Genomic DNA, 20483 nt, shown 5'->3' on the forward strand with positions numbered 1-20483 from the left:
CCCGTCGAAATCAGCCTCTCCCCCCTGGAAACCACCGACGGCCTCCTCCTCTCCGCCGCCGTCCGCGACGTCAGCGACCGCAAAGCCGCCGAAGAACGCATCAACGAGCTGGCCGGACTCGTGGAGTCCTCCCAGGACGCGATCCTCGCCAAGACCCTCGACGGCGACATCACGTACTGGAACGCCGCCGCGCATCGGCTGTACGGCTACATCCCGGAGGAGGTGCTGGGCCGGCACGTGTCCCTGCTCGCCCCGCCCCAGCACCGGGACGAGATCGACGCCCTCCTGGAGCGGCTGAGCAACGGGGAGAAGGTCGAACACTTCGAGACGTTGCGGCTCACCCGCTCCGGTGACCTGCTGGACGTCGACATCACGCTGTGGCCGACCCGGGCGGCGGACGGCACGGTCGTCGGCGCGTGCGCGATCGTAAGGGACATCAGTGACCGCAAGCGTGCCGAGGCCGAGCTGACCGCCCTCTACGAGCAGCAGCGGCACATCGCGCTGACCCTGCAGCGCAGCCTGATGGGCACCCCTCCGGCCATTCCGGGCCTCTCGACCGCCAGCCGCTACCGGCCCGCGACCCAGGGGGCGGGCGTGGGCGGCGACTGGTTCGACCTCATCCCCCTGGGGGCCGGCCGGGTCGGAGTCCTGATCGGCGACGTGATGGGCCGGGGGCTGGAGGCGGCGGCCGTCATGGGGCAGTTGCGCTCCGCCGCCCATGCCCTGGCCAAGACGGGCATGCAGCCGCGGCAGCTCATGCAGGCCCTCGACGCCTGTGTCACCGACCTGGACGTGCCGGACCAGCTCGTCACCTGCTGCTATCTGGTGATCGCCTCGGACGCGGGCGAGGTGACGATCTGCTCGGCCGGTCACCTGCCCACCCTCGTCGCCACCCCCGGCGACGGCGCCCGCCCGCTCCCGGTGCCCGTGAACGCGCCGCTCGGGGTCGGCGGCGTCCTCTACCAGCAGTCGAGCGTGGTCATCCCACCCGGCGCGACGCTCGTGCTCTACACCGACGGGCTGATCGAAACCCCCGGCAGTGACATCGAGGACCAGCTCACCAAGCTCACCACCACGCTGAGTCGGCTGTTCGCCGGCGCCCCCGACCTGGAGGCGGCGGCCGATCACGTCCTGACCGCCCTCCTGCCCGACCCCGAGAGCCACAACGACGACGTCACCCTGTTGCTGGCCCGCCTGCCCGACGCACCACTGGCCGCTGTCACCATCGGTCTGCCCGCCGTCCCCGAGTCCGTGCCCGAGGGCCGTGCCTTCCTCGGCAAGGCCCTCACCTCCTGGGACTGCACCGTCCTGGCGGACGACGCCCGGCTGCTGCTCTCCGAGGTGCTGACCAACGCGGTGCAGCACGCCCAGGGCCCCATCCGCCTGCACGTGTGCCGGACCGCGACCGATCTCACCGTCGAGGTCAGCGACCACAGCCCGCAGCTCCCCCAGCCGCGCCCGGCGGCCGAGGACGCGGAATCGGGCCGGGGCCTGATCCTGGTACGCGCCCTCGCCGACGACTGGGGCGTACGGCCCACCGACGAGGGCAAGACGACCTGGTTCACCCTCGGTCTCTGAGGAAACGGCTCCGGCCCGTCTATCGACCCGGGCTCCCGGTGGGCGGGCCGTCGCGTTCGTGTCGGGGCGGACCTGTCGTCTCCGTCCTCGGAACGGACCGTGGGCCGTCGGCGCGGGGGGTGTGCCGCCCGTGGTAGTGCGGCGGCGAGTCCAGCCAGTAGGCGCCGAGGAGAGCGGCGAGAACCAGCTGCTGGGGACTGGAGTCATGACGAACGTTCACACGGATACAACGATATCTACACACCAAAGTCACATAGCGTCAGTGATCGCTCTCGGGCGCCGCCTTGGCTAGTTCGGCGGTGAACTGCGCTCCGGCGAGCAGCGCGAGGTTGGACAGCCACAGCCAGACGAGGAAGACCACCGCACCGGCCAGCGAGCCGTACAGCCTGCTGTAGTTGCTCAACGCCGAGGCGTACAGGGCGAAGCCCGCGGAGACCGTGAGCCACAGAGCGGCGGCCAGGACTCCCCCCGGCAGGCTGAGGGAGCGGCGGCGGGCGGGAGCGGGGCCCGCGTGGAAGACCACGACCACCAGGACCACCACGAGACACAGCAGCAGCGGCCAGCGCAGCAGGTTCCACGCCAGGGCCGCCGTGGTGTCGAGGCCCAGCGCATGTCCCAGTGCCTCGGCGACGGGCCCGGTCAGGAGCAGCAGGAGGGCGCTGACCACCAGCAGGCCGAGCAGTGTGAGGGCGGTCAGTACGATGCGGTGCGCCGTGCGCCAGGCGGAACGTGAGTCCTTGACCCGGTGCATGCGGTGCAGGGCGCGGCGGAACACGGCGAGATAGCTGATGGCCGACCACAGCGCGCTCGCGGAACCCGTGACGAGCAGCGTCCAGGCGGCCGAACGTTCGCGCAGCGTCCCGGCCAGCACACCGTGCAGTTCGGCCCCGGACTGCGCGGGCGCGTGGGAGGTGACGTGCTCGGTGAACTGCTCCGCGGTGTCCGGACTGATCAGACCGAACGCGATGACCATGGCCAGCAGGGCGGGCAGCACGGTCAGGATCGCGTAGTAGGTCAGTGCCGCCGCCCAGTCGGAGACGTCGTCGTTCCACATCGCCACCGGCGTGCGGCGCAGCGCCGGCCACCAGGCGGCCGACGGCCGGAGCGCGGCCGGGCGCGCCGCCCGGAGGGGCCGGGCGTCGGCGAGGGCGTCCGTAGGGGGGTCAGCGGACATGAGGGCTCCGATGCGTGCGGGCGCCGACGGGCACCCGGGTGACGAGACGGTACGGGGTCACGGCCGCCTCGGCCTCCGCCGTCAGGGCGTCGACGGCGGGCGGCACGGTGGCGGGGGCGGTGTCCGGCACGGGCGGTGGCGGCCGGGCGCGGGCACTGTCGCGGAACCGGGTGACGCACGGGAGCGTGACCGGACGGCTCGCGGCGGCGGTCTGTCGAAGACCTTCCCCGGCGTGAAGGCCCTGTCCCCGGCGGTGTCCGACCGCCCGGCGTTCGGCAACTGCTCGGTTCTCGGAGTGCTGATGACCGTGGCCCGCAACCTCTTCCTCGGCCGCGAGCCCGGCAACCGGCCGGTCGGTGAGCGGGCCGATGAGCGAGCCGGCGAGGACGACGGTACTTCGCCGGTCCCGCTCACGCGGGCCGGGCGGGGCGGGGCGGTCGCGCGGTGCGCCGTCGGGTCGTACGACGGGCCACCGCGTGGGCGGGTGCGCGGCGGCCGATCCGTCGGTCGCGACGGGCAGTGCACCGGCGGGCGGGGCGCTCACGCCGACGACGGCCGGCGTGCCGCGGTCGGCCGCCGAGCGGGGCTGTTCCATCAGTCTTCGTCCTCCTCTCCGGGTGTGTGCGCCTTCGCCGCCGGGACGGGCGGCCGCGGCCCCTCGGCCTCGGGTCGCGTCGGCCGCCACGCCGGTTCCGCGCGCACCACGATCTTGGCCCGCGGGACGCGACGCGGCCGCCGACCGGCGAGGCCCGGCGGGTCGCGGCGGGTCGCGGCGGTGACGTCGGCGCGCGCTGTGGCCCGGCCGCCGAACACGAGGCCCGCCGTGCCGTGCCTCTTTCCGTGTGCCCCCGAAACCCGGGTAGCGATCACCGTGTCCGCCATCGTCCGTACCGCGTGACAAGACGGTCCCATCGGTGTCCACCGGGCGGAACCGGACGAAGGGGCACCACGACGAGGAGCGGTGGGGGCGGGCGTCGGCGTACACCCGTCGAACGAGGAGCGGTGGGGGCAGGCGTCGGCGTACACCCGTCGAACCCGGCTAGGCTCCCTGGTCGGAGCACATCCGCCGCCCGGTCGAGCAGGGCCGCGGCAGGGCAGGACGGAGAGGCACACGGTGACGGACGGCGCGGCCGGGACCGGGAAACGCGCGACACCGAACAGCAGGGGCCAGTCGCTGTACCGGAAGGTGGCGGCGGACCTGGGCCGGGAGATCGGTGAGGGCAGATACGGCTCCGGCGGACGGCTGCCCGCCGAGGGCGAGCTCGCCGAACGGTACGGCGTCTCCCGGGGCACGGTCCGCCAGGCGATGGCCCTCCTGCGGACCGAGGGTCTGGTCGCCTCGCGGCGTGGTACCCGACGGGTCGTGATCGGGGTGCCCCGGCCGCAGAGCTTCGGCGAACTGCTCAGTTTCACCCGCTGGGCACGTTCGACGGGCGAGGAGCCCGGCGGCCTGATGATCGCCACGGAGACCCGGACCGCCGACGCGACCGAGTGCGTACAACTGCGTCTGCCCGAGGGGACGGAGGTCCACCGCGTACGGCGGCTTCGTACGCTGTCGGGCCGGCCCGCGATGGTGGAGCGCACCGTCTTCCCGCCGGCCGTCGGTGAGCTGGTCGCCGAGCTGCCGCCGGACACCGTGTCGTACACCGTGGCCCTGGAGGAGCGGGGTGTGCTGTTCGCGGACGCCCAGCACACCATCGACCTGTGCCCGGCCGACGCGGAGGACGCCCGGTTGCTCGGCTGCCGGCCCGGCGACCCGTTGCTGCGCGAGCGGCGGTGCAGCACGGATCCGGCAGGCACTCCGATCGAATGGTCCGACGACCGGTACCTGCCGGACACCGTGGCCTTCACCGTCCACAGTTCGGCCGCCTCCGGCTCGCTGGCCCGCCGCCCGGCCGGCGACACCTGACCGCGCACTCGCCCGGCCGGCGTGCTCGGCTGCGGCCGGCCTGATCAGGCGGTCCGCAGCAGTGCGGCGAGCAGCGGCCGGAAGTGCGCGAAGTCCGGGGCCGGCGCCTCGGGGTCCTTGCCCTGGTCGTCCCAGCGGCGTACCGCGACCCCGTCCGCCGCGTACGGGTTCGCCTCGTACTCGGCGACCTCGGCCGCGGACATCGGACCGCCCTGCACCTGCAGCGTGTAGACGGATGCCTCGGTGAGCAGGCCGAAGTACTCGGGCTCGACCGCGCACAGGTACCGCTTCGCCGCCACGTGCAGCCGGATCGGCTCGGTGACCTCGGGGCCGAACCAGTCGGCCAGCCGGTCCGCCCCGGTGTGGCTGTGCCGGTTGTCGGTGCCGGCCATCAGGTCCTCGCCGGTGAGCGGGCCGTGGAAGTGGCCGACGTCGTGCAGCAACGCGGCCGCCACCAGCGCGTCGGGCGCCCCCGCCTCCTGGGCTCGAGCCGCGGCCTGCAGCATGTGCTGCGCCATCGTCACCGGCTCGCCCAGGTAGGCGCCCGCGCCCTCGCCCTCGAAGAGTTCGGACAGCCCGTCCAGGAACTCCGCGCCCGCCGCGTCCCGTTGGCGGCGCAGTACGGCCAGTGTGCCGGCCAGTGCGTCGATGTCGGCGTAGGCGCCTTGCAGGTGGCGGGCGCCGGTCTCCTCGAAAGCGGTCCGGGCGTGCAGCAGCCGGACGTTGTCGAAGACCAGGCAGTCGCCGGGCGAGAGCCTGAAGTCCAGCTGGAGTTCGGGGCGCAGGGTGATTTCGGCGAACTTCCGGTAGGCCCGGTAGAACGCCTCCAGTTCGTCGGCGGGCAGCCGCAGGGTGGACATCGAGCGGTTGTTGAAGCGCACCTCTCGGATCCGGCCGCGGCCGTCCACGTCGATCAGCGGCCGTTCCGCCTCCAGTACGGTGCGGGCGTCGCTGAAGCGGAACGGCACGGGTGTGCGAGTCAGGACCGCGAAGGCCTCCGGGTCCTCGGCGCGCAGCAGCGCGGCGGCCTTGAATCCGTCCACCAGACCCGAGTCACCGCCGCTCGCCGAGTTGGCGAGGCAGTGCAGCAGTTGGAGGGTGGGCACCGGGTCGCGGTACGGGTTGTCGGTGTGCGGGGTGATGCGCGCGCCGGTGAAGGCCAGGTTGTTGGGGTCGGGTTCGACCCGTACGTCGAACAGCCGCCCGTAGTTGGTCTCGCGGACGTAGCCGAACGTCTCGGCCACCTCCAGCACCTGGCCCGTACGGCACGGAACATCGCGCAGCAGGGCGAAGCCGAGCCCGAGGACCGAGTCCAGCACGCGGGCCTTGACGACCGGGTCGCCCAGGTATTCCGCCCAGTCCGCCTCGGGCAGCCGGCCGTCCAGGTCGGCGGCGGTCCACAGGGTCTTGCCCGTCTCGCCACGCCGGTCCCCGGGCCTGTCGGCGACGTCGGCGCCCGTACCGGGGCGGTTGGCCGTGAGCCACTGCCTGGAGTACGCCGACCGGTGGCCGTCGGGTGCCCAGTCGACCTCCACGCCGTCGGCGGTCCGCCGGACGGCGCCGAGCGCGAGGCCCGCGGGCAGCTCGGTGATCTGGAACAGCTTCTGCCCGTTGCGCGGGTCCCGGCACCGGGCACAGGCGCAGTTGTCCCGCAGCCACATGAGCGGCATGTCCTCCACCGCGGGTTCCTCGACGGACGACTTCCTGACTGACGGTGACGTGGTCATCACTCTCTCCCTAAGTTGTATAGCCAACTCTGTCGCTGCTGCGAAGGTCCCAGCCGCAGTTGAGCGGGGGGTGACGCGCGGCTTGCGCGCGGATGAACGGGACGGCGAGGGCGTCCGGCGACCCGGACGGAGGCCGAGTGACGTTTCTCCGGTGAACCGCTTGCGCCGTTGGGGTGAGCAAAGCCCGTCCAAGGAGAGCGTTCCGTATCGCCATAGAGATCCTTTTGTCTTGGCAAAGGGCTGTCGTGTCGCAACGGTCCTTTCCGTCCGCCATGTCGAACCCCGAGGAAGGAACCGGACGTTGACTTACGGGAAGAAGCTGAGGGAGCAGATCGCCGGACCGGAGACCACTCCCCTGATCGGCGTGTACGACATGTACTCGGCGTCGATCGCGGCCGAGCACTACGACGGGATGTTCGTCTCCGGCTTCGGCTTCGCGGCCTCGTACTACGGGCTGCCGGACATCGGGTTCATCGCGTGGCCGGACATGGTGGCGTTCGTCCAGCGACTGCGGGGCGCGTTCCCCCGGCACCACCTGCTGGTGGACATCGACGACGGGTACGTCGACCCCGAGGTCGCCTGTCACGTGGTCGAGGGACTGGAGCGGATCGGGGCGTCGGGGGTGATCCTCGAGGACCAGAAGCGGCCGCGCCGGTGCGGGCACGCCGACGGCAAGCAGGTGCTGCCGCTGTCCGAGTACCTCGCCAAGCTGGAGATGGTGCTGGCGACCCGGCAGGACATGGTCGTGGTGGCCCGCACGGACGCGACCGACGAGAACGACATCCTGCACCGGGCCGAGACGCTCGCCGCGACCGGCGCGGACGTGGTGCTCGTCGACGGGGTGCGCAGCGTGGAATGGATCCGGCGGATCCGCAAGGTGGTCGGTGACAAGCCACTGCTGTTCAACCAGATCGCGGGCGGCAAGTCGCCCCGGCTCTCCCTGGGTGAGCTGTCCGAACTCGGTGTGGACGTCGCCATCTACAGCACGCCGTGTCTGTTCGCGGCCCACCAGGCGATGCACTCCGCGCTCGCCGACCTCAGGGCGGCGGACGGCCGGCTCCCGGTGGTGGACACGACGAACGGTGTCGGCGTCGCGACCGCCACCCAGCTGCTGGAGCGCAACATCGCGCGTCTGCGGCCGGAGCCCCAGGGCGCGAGGGCGTGACCGCGCCGGGCGGCCCGTCACCGCGCCTGCGTACGGCCGCCTTACTGGCGGTGGCCCTGCTGGGTGCCGCGGCGGCGCCGGCGGCCGCGGGAGACAGCTTCCTCACCGTGCTCGACAACTCGCACGCCGACTCGGTCCTCGAGGTGGACCGGGCCGCGAACGTCCAGCAGGGCAGCGGTACGGCCGGCAGCGACCACGAGGGCAGCGCCGTCGACATGGTGGAGGCCCTGGTGGCGGCGCACCGGCACGAGGAGGAAACGGGGCACGACGACTGACACCGGGGCTCACCAAGGGCACCGCCCGGGGCGCCGGTGGCGCCCCTTCGACCGGCCGACGCTCCTGCCGTCCCGGGCGGGAATCGTCGGCGGTCCGGGCGGTGCCGCTCCTGCTCACGAGGGGTCCGCGAGGTCACGGAGCGGGCGGCCGGCCCGATCGGCCCTGGCGGTTCCGTGCCGCACGTGCTGTCCTGGAGGGGACGGGAAGGACCCGGGAAGGACGCGGAGAAGCGGCCGGCAGCCGCGCACCGCACAATCAGGACCCGCGAGAAGCGGGTGGGGCCCTTCCCGCCCCGGCGCCCCGGCCCTGACATCCCTTCACCGGCCCCTCGCGCCCACGGTGCGCACGGGCCGATCGGTCCCCGTCCCGGGACCCGGCGGGGCTCACGAGGCCCCTGCCGGCCGGGACGGAACGGCCCCCGCGCGTGAACGAGGGCCGGACGGCCCCGCGCGCCGTCCGGTCGGCCCCGCCACCCCTCGCTCCCCGGGCGTCATCCGGCCGTAGGCACGACGAGGAGGTGCGGCGATGCACAGGACACGGCGTACGAAGCGGTGGTGCTGGCGGTGGCGGAGCAATCCGCTGCGCCGGCACGACGATGTCGTCGAGGCCTGGATCGTACTGGCCGTCTGGGCCGTCATCCTGGTGGGAGGCGCCCTCGTCGGTCTGGTCGCCGCCCACACCGCCGAAGCGTCCTTCGCCCGGTTGCGGCACGAACGGCACCCGGTCCCGGCCGTCCTCGTCGACGACACGGCCAGGACCCTGCCGACAGGGGACGGCCCCGTCTACGACGGTGTCCGCGCCACGGTCCGCTGGACGGGTCCGGACGGCGCCACCCACACCGGCCGGACGCTGGTGAACGCCGGGCACCCGGCCGGCTCGAAGATCGTGGTCTGGCTGGACCAGAAGGGGCGGCTCACCACCCGGCCTCCCGATCCGGGCACGGCGTCCGCCGAGGCGGGAGCCCTCGGCACCGGTGCCGCGATCGCCTTCGGCAGCCTGGTGTTCGCCGGCGGCCGCCTCGCCCGCTGGCGGCTCGACCGGCGCCGCTACGACGAGTGGGCCCGTGCGTGGGAGCAGGTGGGCCCGCGGTGGGGGCACAAGACCCCGTGACGCGGAGCGCCCATGGGGTGCCGACGAGTCGTGGACGGCTGCGAGGGGAGGCGCACAAACGTGAGGCACCCGAGGCACCCGGCGGACGCCTCCCCCGCGGATGCCGAGCCCTACTCCGGCCCCTCCGTGCTCCGTCGCAGCGCGCGGTGGAAACCGGTGTTGACCGCCAGTAGCCCCCCGTCCACGCACAGCGTGGTCCCGGTGATCCAGGACGCGTCGCCGGAAGCGAGGAAGGCGACGGCGGCCGCGATGTCGTCCGGCTCTCCGACCCGTCCCAGCGGGTAGAGCTCCGCGGCCACCGCGAGGTCGTCCTCGCGCCCCTCCCACGCCGTGGTGCGGACCGTGCCCGGCGCGACCAGGTTGACGCGCACTCCCCGGGACGCGGCGTGACCGGCGAGCGTGCGGGTCAGGGACATCAGACCCGCCTTGGCGGCGCTGTAGGCGTGGTTGCCGAAGTCCTGGATGCCGTTCACGGAGCCGACATGGACGATCGCGCCACGGCCGGAGGCCACCAGGTGCGGGAGCGCGGCGCGGGAGCACCGGTAGGCGCCGGTCAGGGTGAGGTCGAGGTCGTGGGCCCACACCTCGTCCGGCTCGTCCTCGAAGAGCGGCTCGTCGGGGGTGCATCCGTAGGCATTGTTGACCAGGACGTCCAGCGAGCCGAGCGTGTGGACGGCATGCGCGACCGCTCGCTCGACCGACGCGCGGTCCCCCACGTCGCAGACGTACGCCTCGGCCCGCCCGCCGAGTTCACGGATCGACGCGGCCGTCTTCTCCGCCTCGGGCAGGTCCACGTCCGCGAGCAGCACATGGGCGCCCTCGTCGGCGAACCGGCGGGCGGTGGCCGCCCCGATACCGCGGGCCGCGCCCGTGATCACGACCCCGTGTCCTTCGAAGCGCCTCGTGGCAGTCATGGCAACGAAGGTACTGCCGTGATCGTCACCGGGACAGATACCGTGCGCCCATGTCCGCGTTCATGCAACAACTCCCGGCGCTGATAGGCGTGGTCATCGGTGCCCTCGGCTCGTATCTGGCGATCGTGCGCGGCGATCGGGCCCGCTTCCGCCGGGAGCAGACGGCGCGGTGGGAGGAGCGACGGCTGTCCGTGTACGCCGACTACGCGCGCTGTCTGAAGCGGACGGTCACGCTGACGTACCGGGTCGCCGCCCACCTCGGGAACGACCCCCACCCGCACGCCTTGTCGCACGAGGAGGCGGCGCCCCTGCTGGCCGGGGCCGCCGAGGCGGGGGACCCGGCCGGTGAGGCGCTCCTGCTCCTCGGCGCCCCGGCGGTCGTGGAGAAGGCCCGCGCGTGGGCCGTCGTCGTGATGGAGATGGAGCGCTTCGGGAGGGAGCGGACCCGTGCTCCCGAGGCATGGCAGGCTCTCCTGCGACGCCAGCGTGAGGCACGTGAGGGGTACTACGCGGCGGTCCGCGGGGACCTGGCCCTGTCGGCCGACCGTCCGCCGGCGTGGCAGGTCCCGCCCCTGCACGTACACGCCGACGTGGACCAGTGACGTACGGCGGGTCGGCGGGAGGGCCGAGGCGGGGTGGGTCAACGATAGGACTCGACGACCGCCTGGGCGTCGGGCCCGCCACCGTCGCCTCCCCCGTCCGTCCCGTCCGCCGGTTTGTCCGCGTCCTGGACCTCGACCATGTAGCGCCAGGCGTCCGGCCGGCTGCCGTCGCGATCGGTGAAGCCGTAGACCGGGGCGAGCCGCCCGCTGGAGAGCGACTGCCCGTTCCAGCGCGCGACGTCCGGGTCGGCGGCCAGCGCGGCCACGGCACGGCCGACGTAGAACGGGGTCTCGGAGATGCCGAAGTGCGGCACACGCTCCGTCGCGTCGCGCCAGTTCTCCTCGGTGACACCGAACGCCTCGAGCATGATCTCTGAGCGCAGCCACCCCGGGGTGAGCGCGACCGCGGTCGCGCCGCGCGGGCCCAGTTCGTGTCCCAGCGCGAAGGCCATGCGCAGGACCGACGCCTTGGCGAGGTCGTAGAAGAAGGAGACGCGGTAGGTGTCCCGGTTGTACTCCGCGGTGCCGTCGGTCATCTCGACGACGAGGCCGCCGGGGTGGCGCAGCAGCAGGGGAAGCGCGTGGTGGCTGGTGACGGCGTGTGTCTCCACGGCCAGCCGGAGCAGCCGCAGTCCGTTGTCGAGGTCGTGCTCCCAGACCGGGGCGTCCCACTCGAAGAGCTTCTCGCCGCCCCAGATGTCGTTGACCAGGATGTCGAGCCGGCCCTGTTCGTCGTCGACGCGTGCGACCAGGGCCTCGACCTGAGCGGGGTCGAGGTGGTCGGTGGGCACGGCGACACCCACGCCGCCCGCCGCGCGCACCAGCTCCGCGGTGTCCTCGATCGTCTCGGGGCGGTCGTACTCGGAGCGCCGTTCGCGGGTGCTGCGCCCGGTCACGTAGACGGTGGCGCCGGCCGCGCCGAGTTCCACGGCGATCCCCCGTCCCGCTCCCCGGGTGGCCCCCGCGACCAGTGCGACCTTGCCTTCGAGTGGCCCTGACATGTCCGACCTCCATGTGCGTACGTTCCCGCGTCCGTCCGTGTTCGTGCGGGCCCATGCGGTGGCTTCACCCATGGGCCGCTCCGAGCGTGACGTGGAAGCCGGACATCTTCTGTCAGGTTTCTCGCGTGTCAGGTTTCTCGCCGGTCAGGTTTCTCGCCGGTCAGGTCTCCGGGACGTGAGGTCTCCCGCACCCGTGCCGCCCCGTCCCGGCGCGCCGGCGTCAGTGGCCGCGCGCGATCCACTCCTCCAGGTGCGGCGCCTCGGCGCCGATGGTGGTCGAGTCGCCGTGCCCGGTACGGACGACGGTGTCGCCCGGCAGGCCGAGCAGACGCTCGCGGATCGAGTCGACGATCGTCGGGAAGTGCGAGTAGGAGCGGCCGGTGGCTCCCGGGCCGCCCTGGAAGAGGGTGTCGCCGGTGAACACGGTGCCCAGCCCCTGGTCGTACAGGCAGACCGCGCCGGGGGCGTGGCCGGGCGTGTGCAGGACGGTCAGGTCGGCGCCGGCCGCCTCGATGACCTGCCCGTCCTGCAGCCAGGCGTCGGGCAGCCGGTCGGGATGGGTCTGCTTCCACAGCGGCAGGTCGTCCGGGTGGAGCCAGATCGTGGCGCCGGTGCGCTCGGCGAGCGCGGGCGCGGCGTCGATGTGGTCGTTGTGGGCGTGGGTGCACACGATGGCCAGCAGCCGCCGGTCGCCCACGGCCTCGGCGATGGCGTCGGCGTCGTGCGCGGCGTCGATGACGATCGCCTCGTGGTCGTCGCCGACGATCCACACGTTGTTGTCGACGTCCCAGGTACCGCCGTCGAGCGAGAAGGTGCCCGAGGTGACGAGGTGTTCGATGCGCGCGGTCATCAGAACATCACCACCGAGCGCAGCACGTCGCCGTGGTGCATCCGTTCGAAGGCGGGCTCGATCTCGTCCAGGGCGATCGTCTCGCTCACGAACGCCTCCAGGTCCAGCCGTCCCTGGAGGTGCAGGTCGATCAGCATCGGGAAGTCGCGGGAGGGCAGGCAGTCGCCGTACCAGGACGACTTGAGGGATCCACCGCGTCCGAAGACGTCGAGCAGCGGCAGTTCCAGTTTCATCTCCGGGGTCGGCACGCCGACCAGGACGACCGTACCCGCGAGGTCACGGGCGTAGAAGGCCTGCTTGTACGTCTCGGGGCGGCCGACCGCGTCGATGACGACGTCGGCGCCGAAGCCCCCGGTCAGCTCCTGGATCGCCGCGACGGGGTCGGTCGAGGAGGAGTTGACGGTGTGCGTCGCGCCGAGCTTCGAGGCGGTGGTCAGCTTCCGGTCGTCGATGTCGACGGCGATGATCTTCGCGGCGCCGGCCAGCCGGGCCCCCGCGATCGCCGCGTCGCCGACGCCTCCGCAGCCGATGACGGCGACGGAGTCGCCCCGGCCGACGTTGCCGGTGTTGATGGCGGCGCCGATCCCCGCCATCACACCGCAGCCGAGCAGCCCGGCGACCGCCGGGGAGACGGCCGGATCGACCTTGGTGCACTGTCCGGCGGCGACGAGGGTCTTCTCGGCGAAGGCGCCGATACCGAGGGCCGGGGACAGCTCGGTGCCGTCCGTGAGGGTCATCTTCTGCTTCGCGTTGTGGGTGTTGAAGCAGTACCAGGGCCGCCCGCGCAGACACGCACGGCACTGCCCGCACACGGCACGCCAGTTGAGGATCACGAAGTCGCCGGGTGCGACGTCCGTGACCCCGTCGCCGACCGACTCCACGATGCCCGCCGCCTCGTGGCCGAGCAGGAACGGGAAGTCGTCGTTGATGCCGCCCTGCTTGTAGTGCAGGTCGGTGTGGCAGACCCCGCACGCCTGGATCTTCACCACGGCCTCTCCCGGCCCCGGATCAGGCACGACGATGGTCTCCACGCGCACCGGTTCGTTCTTGCCCGGGGCGATCACGCCACGTACTTCCTGCGCCATGGTGGCGAACCCTTCCGTAGATCGACGTTCGTCGACCGACCCTACGGTGTGACCGACCGGTAGCAGGCCAGGTGGTCCTCGGTCGCCTCGGCCGACGTGTGCCGGGCCGCCGTCCGTCGTCCCGCACGAGGCGTCACGGCCCACGCCGAACAGGGCCCGGCGGACCCCCTGTTCCGTCCCCTCGACGGCTGCCCGGCCACCTCTGCCGGGCTCCCTCCGGTCGGCGTCGACGCGTGGCCCTTCCACCTTGTACCAGGGGGCCGACCGGTGCCCGTACGGTGCCCGTGCCGACGTAGCCTGAGGCATCCTCATCCCTTCCCGCAAGGAGCGCCGTGACCATCGCAGGGACGCAAGCCGAACCACCCGCCTGGCGGCTGCTTCTCGGATACGTACGCCCTCACCGGTGGGCCCTGTTCGCGGGCGCCCTGCTGGCGCTGACGACCGGTGGCACCGGTCTGCTGCTGCCGCTGGTGGCGCGCGGACTCATCGACGACCTGTCGCACGACCGGCCCATCGGGCGGGCGCTGATCGGCATGGCAGCGCTCGTGGTGACCAACACGGCGGTGGGCGCGCTGGGTTCGTACGTGCTGCGGCGCACCGCCGAGTCGGTGGTCCTCGGCGCGCGGCGCGCCCTGTCGTCCTATCTGCTGCGACTGCGCATACCGGCCGTGGACCGCAGCGAGCCGGGCGACCTGATGGCCCGCATCACCTCCGACACGACACTGCTGCGCGAGGTCACCACCGACTCGCTCGTGGGCATCGGCACCGGCGGCCTCACCCTCGTCGCGACGGTGGTGATGATGGGGCTGGTCGACACGGTGCTGCTCGGCGTCACCCTCGGGGTGATCCTGTGCGCGGGAACGGTGCTCGGCCTGATCGTGCCGCGCATCCACCGGGCCAGCAAGCAGGCTCAGGACGCGGTCGGCGTGATGGGCGCCGCGCTGGAGCGGATCCTCGGGGCCCTGCGCACGATCAAGGCGTCCGGGGCCGAGCACCGCGAGGAGCGGACCATGCACGCGGCGGCCGAGGAGTCCTGGCGGCAGAGCGTGCGGGCCGCCAAGTGGTCGGCGGCGGCGGGCAACACGGCGGGGCTCGCGATGCAGATCGCCTTCATCACGGTGCTCGCGGTGGGCGGCGCCCGGGTGGCGACCGGCGCGATCGGCGTGGGCACCCTGGTCGCCTTCCTTCTCTACGTCTTCTACCTCATGTCGCCGATCCAGCAGGTCGTCGGCGCGGTCACGCAGTATCAGACCGGCGCCGCGGCGCTCGCCCGGATCCAGGAGGCGCTGCGGCTGCCCGCGGAACCGGCCTCGCTCCCCACGCCGCTGCCGACGCCCGGCTCGGTGCCCGCCTCGCTCGCCTTCGACGACGTCCGCTTCCGGTACGCCGACGACCTGCAGTACGTCCATCACGGCGTGACCTTCGCCGTACCGGCCCGCGGCATGACGGCCTTCGTCGGTCCCTCGGGCGCGGGCAAGACCACCGTGTTCTCCCTCATCGAGAGGTTCTACGACCCCGAGTCCGGCGTGATCACGGTGGACGGCCGTCCGCTGGAGGACTGGAACCTGTCGCAGCTCAGGTCCGCCATCGGGTACGTGGAGCAGGACGCGCCGGTCCTGTCGGGTTCCCTGCGGGACAATCTGCTGCTCGGCAATCCGGAGGCCGACGAGGCGGAGGTGACGCGGGTGGTGAGGACGACGCGTCTGGACGGGCTGGTGGCCAGGCTGCCGCGCGGTCTCGACACGCTGGTGGGGCACCGTGGGACCAAGCTGTCGGGCGGCGAGCGCCAGCGCGTCGCGATCGGCCGCGCCCTGCTGCGCCGCCCCCGCCTGCTGCTCCTCGACGAGGCGACCTCGCAGCTCGACGCCGTGAACGAGGCCGCGCTGCGGGACACGGTCGCCGATGTCGCGCGTACGACCACGGTCCTCGTCGTCGCGCACCGGCTGTCCACCGTCACGATGGCCGACCGCATCGTCGTCATGGACGCGGGCCGGGTGCGCGCGGTGGGAACCCATCGGGAACTCGTGGCGGGAGATCCGCTCTACGCCGAACTGGCGGCCACGCAGTTCCTCGCCACGGCGGGCTGAGGCTCCGCGCCGTCCCGCCGCGTGCCCGCGGGACGCAGGCTCGTTCACCGGGCGAACAGGAGCGGACGCGATCCTGCCCCCGGCACGCGTGCCGGGGGCAGGATCTGCGGGGCTCGGTCGGCCGTTTCAGGCCTCGATGCCCGGGAGCAGCCCGGTGACGGGGGCGGCCAGGTCGGTGAGCTGGTGCAGCTGGTTGAGATCGTTGAGGTGGTTGAGCCCGGCCAGCTGGCCGGCCACCCTCGGGATGTCGTTCCGGTGCTCGGCCGGCAGGCCGCTCGTCGCGAGCGAGTCGAGCTGGGTGATCGGGTTCAGCCGTCCCGCGTCCGGGGCCTCGGGGGCGGTCGCGGAGGCCATCGGCGCGGCCAGGCCCGTGACACCGACGGCGAGACCGACGGCGGCGACCATACGTCGTGTTGAGATCATGCCTTCAGCAACGGCGCCGGACCCCGCCCGGTCACGGCCGGACCCCGCCGCTCACCCGGGAGGCTCATCGTGAGGGCTGGGCTTGCCGTGAGCTGTGCGGCGGAGGAGTCTCGGAGGAGAGGCCCCTCGCGGCCCGCTCCTCACCGGGCCGCGGCCCTTTCGAGGAGGTCATTCATGGGCACCATGGCAGGCCCCGCCTTCGACACCGAAGCGCTGCGCCGGGGAATCGAAGGACACGACGCGGCGGAGATGCTGGAGCTGTACGCGGACGACGCGGAGATACGGATCGTCGATCGCAACACTCAGCCCAGTCACCCGATGGTGAAACACGGTCGTGGCGAGATCGCCGACATGCTGAACGACGTCTACAGCCGGGACATGGTCCACAAGCTCGAACAGTGTGTCATCCAGGGCGACCACGTCGCCTTCACCGAGTCCTGCCTCTATCCGGACGGCGTGCGGGTACTGGCCAGCTCGATGATGTCCCTGCGGGACGGCAAGATCGTCGACCACACGCTGCTGCAGGCATGGGACGAGTAGGGAGGAACTGGCCGAAGGTCCAGGTGTCCTCCCGTCTGACCTGGACCTTCTCGGCCAAGGTGGCCATGGGGCGGTCGCGGTCGCACCGGACCGCACGGCCACGACCGGTTTCCGCGGCGGGTCTGCGGATGTCCGCTTCCCTGTTGCGGTCGGCCTTGCGCGCAGCGCGTTGCCACCCTCGCCCTCCGGCACCGCGCGCCGTTCGAACCCGGCGCCTCCCCCGTCGCTGAGCCCTGCCTCGACCGGCCGCCGGTAGCCGTGGGCACCCCGGGGTCCGTCCCGCGGTGCCCTGTCGGCACGGCTCGCCCGCCGGGGGACGGGGGATCGACCGGCGACGCCCGGCGTCACCGGAGGTGTGCGCTCAGCGCATCCACGCGCTGTACGACATCACGTCCCCGGCCCGGACGCCGAACTCGGCTTCGTCCTTGGTGACGGTGTCCTCCAGGCCGAGTACGGCGCCGGTCGCCGGGTCCAGGATCAGCATCCGGCGCAGGCCGTGGGCGGTGTCGTCGTACACGTACGCCTGTCCCGGGCGGCGCAGACGGTCGGTGACCGCGCCGGCCGGCCGCAGGCCCTTGGCCTCGGCCAGGAGACGGACCAGCGTGGCGTTCTCGCGTGAACCGAGCGTCCAGTTGCCCAGCAGCTCGCTGACGGCGTCGAGGAGTTCGGGCGTGCCCAGCGGTGCGGTCCGGTTGAGTTCGTCGAGGTAGGCGCGCAGCCGCCCGATGTCGTGCGGTGGGGTGGCCCGGGGCGGGGCGTCGCTCCAGCTGGGCGGGTAGGTCCGCCTGCTGAGGACGTGGCCGTCTTCGACGACGCGCGGGACGGGGTCGGCGTCGGTGATGACGGATCCGCCCGGGTGGCGCGGGTCGGTGGCCACGACGAGTTCCGTGGCGCTGCCGTCCGCGTGCCACCGCATCACCCGTTCCTCGGGCAGCGTCACCGCCCGCCGGGCGCCGGCGCCGGCCGTCATGGCCAGGCTCCAGGTCTGGACGTGGGTGCCCTGGCGCAGTCGCAGGGAGCCGTCGGCCGCCGCCCGTTCGGCGATCCGGTCCAGCGGCACGGGGGCGGAGCCGGACTCGATCGTCAGGGGGCGGGGCGCGGCCACCGCGGGGATGGTGGCCGACCCCGACAGCAGGAGCGTCAGGGCGAGCACGCCGACGGCGGCAGCGGTCCCGACACTCAGGACCCAGCGGCGCAGCCGGCGGGGGCGTCCGCTGTGCAGCAGCCGGTTGAGGCGGCGCTCGGCGTGCTGGTCGAGCGGCCGGTCGTGGAAACGGCCGTCGTGGGGCGGTACCGGGTTGGCGCGGCGCAGGAGGTCGAGCTCGTCAGCCATGGCCGTGCTCCTTCGGGGTGTCGTGGCGGGGCGTCGCGGTGGCGGGGACCGCGGTGAGATGCGGACGGTCGATCTCGGCTCTGAGCCGGCGGCGGGCGCGGTGCAGGCGCATCGCCGCGGCGCGGGTGCCGCAGCCGAGGGCGACGGCGACCTCGTCGACGCCCAGTTCCTCCCAGGCCGTGAGGCGCAGTATCTCCTGGTCCGCCGATGAGAGCCGGGCCAGCGCCTCGTGCACCCAGTCGCCCGCCGCCCCGGAGTCGGGGCTCTCGACCACCTGTCTGCCGTGCGCGCTCTCGTCGTTGCCCAGCCGGTCGAGGAGCCTGCGGCGCCGCCCGTAGCCGCGTACCGCGTTGGCCAGACAGTGGCGCGCCACCCCGTACAACCAGGGAAGCGGGGACGGCGGAAGGTCGGACCGGCGCCGCCAGGCGACGGTGAAGACCTCCGCCACCACCTCCTCCACATCACCGCTCCGGCCGTCCAGTCGCCTCGCCACGTAGCGGCTGACCGCCCAGTAGTGCTCGCGATAGGCAGCGGCGAAGGTCTCGTCGTTGCTCATGATCCGTATGTGTCCGGCAGTCCCTCGAACGTCACAGTCCTCGGTGTGACGCTCATCGCTTCCCCCAAGTGTGACGGTGGCCCCGGCGCCGGACACAGGCGGGGCATGGAGAGCACCACTGTCACGACGCCGCCCGCAGCCGTTCCCGGGCCTCCGCGTCGTCCCACAACCGCCGCGGTGAAGTGGCTGACCACCACCGACCACAAGACGATCGGCACGCTTTATCTGGTCACGTCGTTCGCCTTCTTCTGCATCGGCGGCGTCATGGCGCTGCTCATGCGCGCCGAGCTGGCGCGGCCCGGTCTGCAGATCATGTCGAACGAGCAGTTCAACCAGGCGTTCACGATGCACGGCACGATCATGCTGCTGATGTTCGCGACGCCGCTGTTCGCCGGCTTCGCGAACTGGATCATGCCGCTGCAGATCGGCGCGCCCGACGTGGCGTTCCCGCGGCTGAACATGTTCGCCTACTGGCTGTACCTCTTCGGTTCGCTGATCGCGGTCGGCGGCTTCCTCACCCCGCAGGGCGCGGCCGACTTCGGCTGGTTCGCCTACTCCCCGCTGTCGGACGCTGTCCGTTCGCCGGGCGTCGGCGCCGACATGTGGATCATGGGTCTGGCCTTCTCCGGCTTCGGCACGATCCTCGGCGCGGTCAACTTCATCACCACGATCATCTGCATGCGCGCTCCCGGCATGACGATGTTCCGCATGCCCATCTTCGTCTGGAACGTGCTGCTCACCGCGGTTCTGGTCCTACTGGCCTTCCCGGTACTGGCCGCGGCCCTGTTCGCCCTGGAGGCGGATCGAAAATTCGGGGCACATGTCTTCGACGCGGCCAACGGCGGAGCGCTGCTGTGGCAACACCTCTTCTGGTTCTTCGGCCATCCAGAGGTGTACATCATCGCGCTGCCCTTCTTCGGAATCATTTCCGAGGTCATCCCGGTGTTCTCGCGCAAGCCGATGTTCGGCTACATGGGCCTGATCGGCGCGACCATCGCGATCGCGGGTCTGTCCGTGACCGTGTGGGCCCACCACATGTACGTCACCGGTGGCGTGCTGCTCCCGTTCTTCTCCTTCATGACGTTCCTCATCGCCGTACCGACAGGCGTGAAGTTCTTCAACTGGATCGGAACGATGTGGAAGGGCTCACTGTCCTTCGAGACCCCCATGCTCTGGGCCACCGGCTTCCTCATCACCTTCGTCTTCGGCGGTCTGACGGGAGTGATGCTCGCGTCGCCGCCGTTGGACTTCCCCGTCTCGGACAGCTACTTCGTGGTGGCGCACTTCCACTACGTGATCTTCGGGACGGTCGTGTTCGCGATGTTCTCCGGCTTCCACTTCTGGTGGCCGAAGTTCACGGGCAAGATGCTCGACGAACGACTGGGCAAGATCACCTTCTGGACGCTGTTCGTGGGCTTCCACGGCACGTTCCTCGTGCAGCACTGGCTGGGCGCGAACGGCATGCAGCGCCGCATCCCCGACTACCTCGCGGTTGAGGGCCTGACCACCCTCAACACGGTGTCGACCATCTTCTCCTTCCTGCTCGGCAGCTCCCTGCTGCCGTTCTTCTACAACATCTGGAAGACCGCCAAGTACGGCGAGAAGGTCGAGGTCGACGACCCCTGGGGGTACGGCCGTTCACTTGAGTGGGCCACCTCCTGCCCGCCGCCGCGCCACAACTTCCTCACCCTGCCGCGGATCCGCAGTGAATCCCCGGCGTTCGATCTCCACCACCCGGAGACCGGCGCCGACCGCCCGCGCCTGGAGACGGCGCGCGGGGAGCTGCGATGACCGCCATGGACGACCGCCCGCTCGATCCCGGATCCCTCGTCAGCGAGCTGGAAGGCCATCTGCTCATCGAGGCCACCCGTGCCGAGGGGCGGGCGGAGGCGGCTCGCTTCGCCCGGTCCCTGCCCTGGCTGACGGACACCCAGCGGGAGGAGGTGGAGGATGCCTACGCGGACAACCACCTGGCGCTCGCCCGCCGTTCCTGGGAGCGGACGGCACGGCGCGGCCGGGAACTGCGGGCCGAGTACGAGGCGGCGTACCACGCGCTGCGACGCCGGCTGTGCACCGCGTTCCTGCTCGGCGCCGTCGTCCTGGCCGTGGTGACACTCGGCTCGGTGGGCGCACGCTGACCGGTGGGGACGCCG

20 protein-coding genes are annotated in these 20483 nt (G+C 72.2%); 10 read left to right on the forward strand and 10 right to left on the reverse strand.

Annotated elements, in window-relative coordinates:
- Nucleotides 1-1578 (forward strand): SpoIIE family protein phosphatase (locus ACFVTC_RS21435; protein WP_390129228.1); only part of this gene is annotated, 1578 nt, incomplete at its 5' end.
- 259 nt (nt 1579-1837) lie between these two features.
- Here ACFVTC_RS21435 and ACFVTC_RS21440 read toward each other — a convergent pair.
- Both ACFVTC_RS21440 and ACFVTC_RS21445 read right to left on the reverse strand, forming a co-directional pair.
- The gene (locus tag ACFVTC_RS21440; RefSeq protein ID WP_390129351.1) at nt 1838-2632 is read right to left on the reverse strand and encodes a YihY/virulence factor BrkB family protein; all 795 of its coding nucleotides are present in this window, start codon (nt 2630-2632) and stop codon (nt 1838-1840) included.
- A gap of 109 nt (nt 2633-2741) precedes the next feature.
- A complete protein-coding gene (locus tag ACFVTC_RS21445) occupies nt 2742-3347 on the reverse strand; it encodes a hypothetical protein (protein ID WP_390129230.1) in 606 nt (201 codons plus the stop codon).
- 519 nt (nt 3348-3866) lie between these two features.
- Between ACFVTC_RS21445 and ACFVTC_RS21450 the strand changes: the two genes are divergently transcribed.
- Nucleotides 3867-4661 (forward strand): GntR family transcriptional regulator, encoded by a 795-nt coding sequence (locus ACFVTC_RS21450; RefSeq protein ID WP_390129232.1) that lies wholly within the window; start codon nt 3867-3869, stop codon nt 4659-4661.
- Nucleotides 4662-4705: 44 nt separating this feature from the next.
- Here ACFVTC_RS21450 and ACFVTC_RS21455 read toward each other — a convergent pair whose 3' ends face one another.
- Nucleotides 4706-6388, reverse strand: a complete 1683-nt coding sequence (locus tag ACFVTC_RS21455; protein ID WP_390129234.1) for a TauD/TfdA family dioxygenase — start codon at nt 6386-6388, stop codon at nt 4706-4708.
- A 301-nt stretch (nt 6389-6689) separates the two neighbouring features.
- Between ACFVTC_RS21455 and ACFVTC_RS21460 the strand changes: the two genes are divergently transcribed.
- The 3 genes from ACFVTC_RS21460 (at nt 6690) to ACFVTC_RS21470 (ending at nt 8939) form a co-directional block, all read left to right on the forward strand.
- A complete protein-coding gene (locus ACFVTC_RS21460; RefSeq protein ID WP_390129236.1) occupies nt 6690-7553 on the forward strand; it encodes an oxaloacetate decarboxylase in 864 nt (287 codons plus the stop codon).
- Nucleotides 7550-7828 (forward strand): hypothetical protein, encoded by a 279-nt coding sequence (locus ACFVTC_RS21465; protein WP_390129238.1) that lies wholly within the window; start codon nt 7550-7552, stop codon nt 7826-7828. The genes ACFVTC_RS21460 and ACFVTC_RS21465 overlap by 4 nt, the downstream gene beginning before the upstream one ends.
- Before the next feature lie 526 nt (nt 7829-8354).
- Nucleotides 8355-8939 carry a hypothetical protein gene (locus ACFVTC_RS21470; protein ID WP_390129241.1) on the forward strand — a complete coding sequence of 195 codons (585 nt, stop codon included), beginning with the start codon at nt 8355-8357 and terminating at the stop codon, nt 8937-8939.
- 110 nt (nt 8940-9049) lie between these two features.
- Here ACFVTC_RS21470 and ACFVTC_RS21475 read toward each other — a convergent pair whose 3' ends face one another.
- Nucleotides 9050-9853 carry an SDR family NAD(P)-dependent oxidoreductase gene (locus ACFVTC_RS21475; protein ID WP_390129243.1) on the reverse strand — a complete coding sequence of 268 codons (804 nt, stop codon included), beginning with the start codon at nt 9851-9853 and terminating at the stop codon, nt 9050-9052.
- Nucleotides 9854-9903: 50 nt separating this feature from the next.
- Between ACFVTC_RS21475 and ACFVTC_RS21480 the strand changes: the two genes are divergently transcribed.
- Nucleotides 9904-10455: a hypothetical protein gene (locus ACFVTC_RS21480; RefSeq protein ID WP_390129246.1), complete on the forward strand. Its 552-nt coding sequence runs from the start codon at nt 9904-9906 to the stop codon at nt 10453-10455.
- A 38-nt stretch (nt 10456-10493) separates the two neighbouring features.
- On the opposite strand, the gene ACFVTC_RS21485 is transcribed toward ACFVTC_RS21480, so the two are convergent.
- From ACFVTC_RS21485 to ACFVTC_RS21495, 3 genes are all read right to left on the reverse strand, one after another.
- Complete coding sequence (locus ACFVTC_RS21485; protein WP_390129248.1) at nt 10494-11456, reverse strand: SDR family oxidoreductase; 963 nt, start codon at nt 11454-11456, stop codon at nt 10494-10496.
- A 220-nt stretch (nt 11457-11676) separates the two neighbouring features.
- The gene (locus tag ACFVTC_RS21490; RefSeq protein WP_390129249.1) at nt 11677-12306 is read right to left on the reverse strand and encodes an MBL fold metallo-hydrolase; all 630 of its coding nucleotides are present in this window, start codon (nt 12304-12306) and stop codon (nt 11677-11679) included.
- Nucleotides 12306-13391, reverse strand: coding sequence for an S-(hydroxymethyl)mycothiol dehydrogenase (locus ACFVTC_RS21495; protein WP_390129252.1), 1086 nt, complete (start codon nt 13389-13391; stop codon nt 12306-12308). The genes ACFVTC_RS21490 and ACFVTC_RS21495 overlap by 1 nt, the downstream gene beginning before the upstream one ends.
- A 332-nt stretch (nt 13392-13723) precedes the next feature.
- On the opposite strand from ACFVTC_RS21495, the gene ACFVTC_RS21500 reads away from it, so the two are divergent.
- Nucleotides 13724-15478, forward strand: a complete 1755-nt coding sequence (locus tag ACFVTC_RS21500; RefSeq protein ID WP_390129254.1) for an ABC transporter ATP-binding protein — start codon at nt 13724-13726, stop codon at nt 15476-15478.
- 126 nt (nt 15479-15604) lie between these two features.
- Here ACFVTC_RS21500 and ACFVTC_RS21505 read toward each other — a convergent pair whose 3' ends face one another.
- The gene (locus tag ACFVTC_RS21505; protein ID WP_390129257.1) at nt 15605-15901 is read right to left on the reverse strand and encodes a hypothetical protein; all 297 of its coding nucleotides are present in this window, start codon (nt 15899-15901) and stop codon (nt 15605-15607) included.
- A 174-nt stretch (nt 15902-16075) separates the two neighbouring features.
- Between ACFVTC_RS21505 and ACFVTC_RS21510 the strand changes: the two genes are divergently transcribed.
- A complete protein-coding gene (locus ACFVTC_RS21510) occupies nt 16076-16441 on the forward strand; it encodes a nuclear transport factor 2 family protein (protein ID WP_390129259.1) in 366 nt (121 codons plus the stop codon).
- Nucleotides 16442-16802: 361 nt separating this feature from the next.
- Here ACFVTC_RS21510 and ACFVTC_RS21515 read toward each other — a convergent pair whose 3' ends face one another.
- Nucleotides 16803-17774 carry a CU044_5270 family protein gene (locus ACFVTC_RS21515; RefSeq protein WP_390129262.1) on the reverse strand — a complete coding sequence of 324 codons (972 nt, stop codon included), beginning with the start codon at nt 17772-17774 and terminating at the stop codon, nt 16803-16805.
- Nucleotides 17767-18330 carry an RNA polymerase sigma factor gene (locus tag ACFVTC_RS21520; protein WP_390129265.1) on the reverse strand — a complete coding sequence of 188 codons (564 nt, stop codon included), beginning with the start codon at nt 18328-18330 and terminating at the stop codon, nt 17767-17769. The genes ACFVTC_RS21515 and ACFVTC_RS21520 overlap by 8 nt, the downstream gene beginning before the upstream one ends.
- Before the next feature lie 105 nt (nt 18331-18435).
- Here ACFVTC_RS21520 and ctaD point away from each other — a divergent pair, with 105 nt between their 5' ends.
- Nucleotides 18436-20121, forward strand: coding sequence for a cytochrome c oxidase subunit I (gene ctaD, locus ACFVTC_RS21525; RefSeq protein ID WP_390129268.1), 1686 nt, complete (start codon nt 18436-18438; stop codon nt 20119-20121).
- Entirely contained in the window at nt 20118-20468 is a 351-nt protein-coding gene (locus ACFVTC_RS21530) for a hypothetical protein (RefSeq protein WP_390129270.1), read from the forward strand. The genes ctaD and ACFVTC_RS21530 overlap by 4 nt, the downstream gene beginning before the upstream one ends.
- Nucleotides 20469-20483: the final 15 nt, after the last annotated feature.

The sequence above is a fragment of the Streptomyces sp. NPDC057950 genome (assembly GCF_042887295.1).
Taxonomy (GTDB): Bacteria; Actinomycetota; Actinomycetes; order Streptomycetales; family Streptomycetaceae; genus Streptomyces; species Streptomyces kaempferi.

Coding starts and splice junctions, on each gene's coding strand:
- ACFVTC_RS21445 (WP_390129230.1), bottom strand. CDS start 3,347: ATGGAACAGCCCCGCTCGGCGGCCGACCGCGGCACGCCGGCCGTCGTC.
- ACFVTC_RS21485 (WP_390129248.1), bottom strand. CDS start 11,456: ATGTCAGGGCCACTCGAAGGCAAGGTCGCACTGGTCGCGGGGGCCACC.
- ACFVTC_RS21505 (WP_390129257.1), bottom strand. CDS start 15,901: ATGATCTCAACACGACGTATGGTCGCCGCCGTCGGTCTCGCCGTCGGT.
- ACFVTC_RS21490 (WP_390129249.1), bottom strand. CDS start 12,306: ATGACCGCGCGCATCGAACACCTCGTCACCTCGGGCACCTTCTCGCTC.
- ACFVTC_RS21515 (WP_390129262.1), bottom strand. CDS start 17,774: ATGGCTGACGAGCTCGACCTCCTGCGCCGCGCCAACCCGGTACCGCCC.
- ctaD (WP_390129268.1), top strand. CDS start 18,436: ATGGAGAGCACCACTGTCACGACGCCGCCCGCAGCCGTTCCCGGGCCT.
- ACFVTC_RS21530 (WP_390129270.1), top strand. CDS start 20,118: ATGACCGCCATGGACGACCGCCCGCTCGATCCCGGATCCCTCGTCAGC.
- ACFVTC_RS21440 (WP_390129351.1), bottom strand. CDS start 2,632: ATGTGGAACGACGACGTCTCCGACTGGGCGGCGGCACTGACCTACTAC.
- ACFVTC_RS21455 (WP_390129234.1), bottom strand. CDS start 6,388: ATGACCACGTCACCGTCAGTCAGGAAGTCGTCCGTCGAGGAACCCGCG.
- ACFVTC_RS21480 (WP_390129246.1), top strand. CDS start 9,904: ATGTCCGCGTTCATGCAACAACTCCCGGCGCTGATAGGCGTGGTCATC.
- ACFVTC_RS21510 (WP_390129259.1), top strand. CDS start 16,076: ATGGGCACCATGGCAGGCCCCGCCTTCGACACCGAAGCGCTGCGCCGG.
- ACFVTC_RS21520 (WP_390129265.1), bottom strand. CDS start 18,330: ATGAGCAACGACGAGACCTTCGCCGCTGCCTATCGCGAGCACTACTGG.
- ACFVTC_RS21495 (WP_390129252.1), bottom strand. CDS start 13,391: ATGGCGCAGGAAGTACGTGGCGTGATCGCCCCGGGCAAGAACGAACCG.
- ACFVTC_RS21475 (WP_390129243.1), bottom strand. CDS start 9,853: ATGACTGCCACGAGGCGCTTCGAAGGACACGGGGTCGTGATCACGGGC.
- ACFVTC_RS21470 (WP_390129241.1), top strand. CDS start 8,355: ATGCACAGGACACGGCGTACGAAGCGGTGGTGCTGGCGGTGGCGGAGC.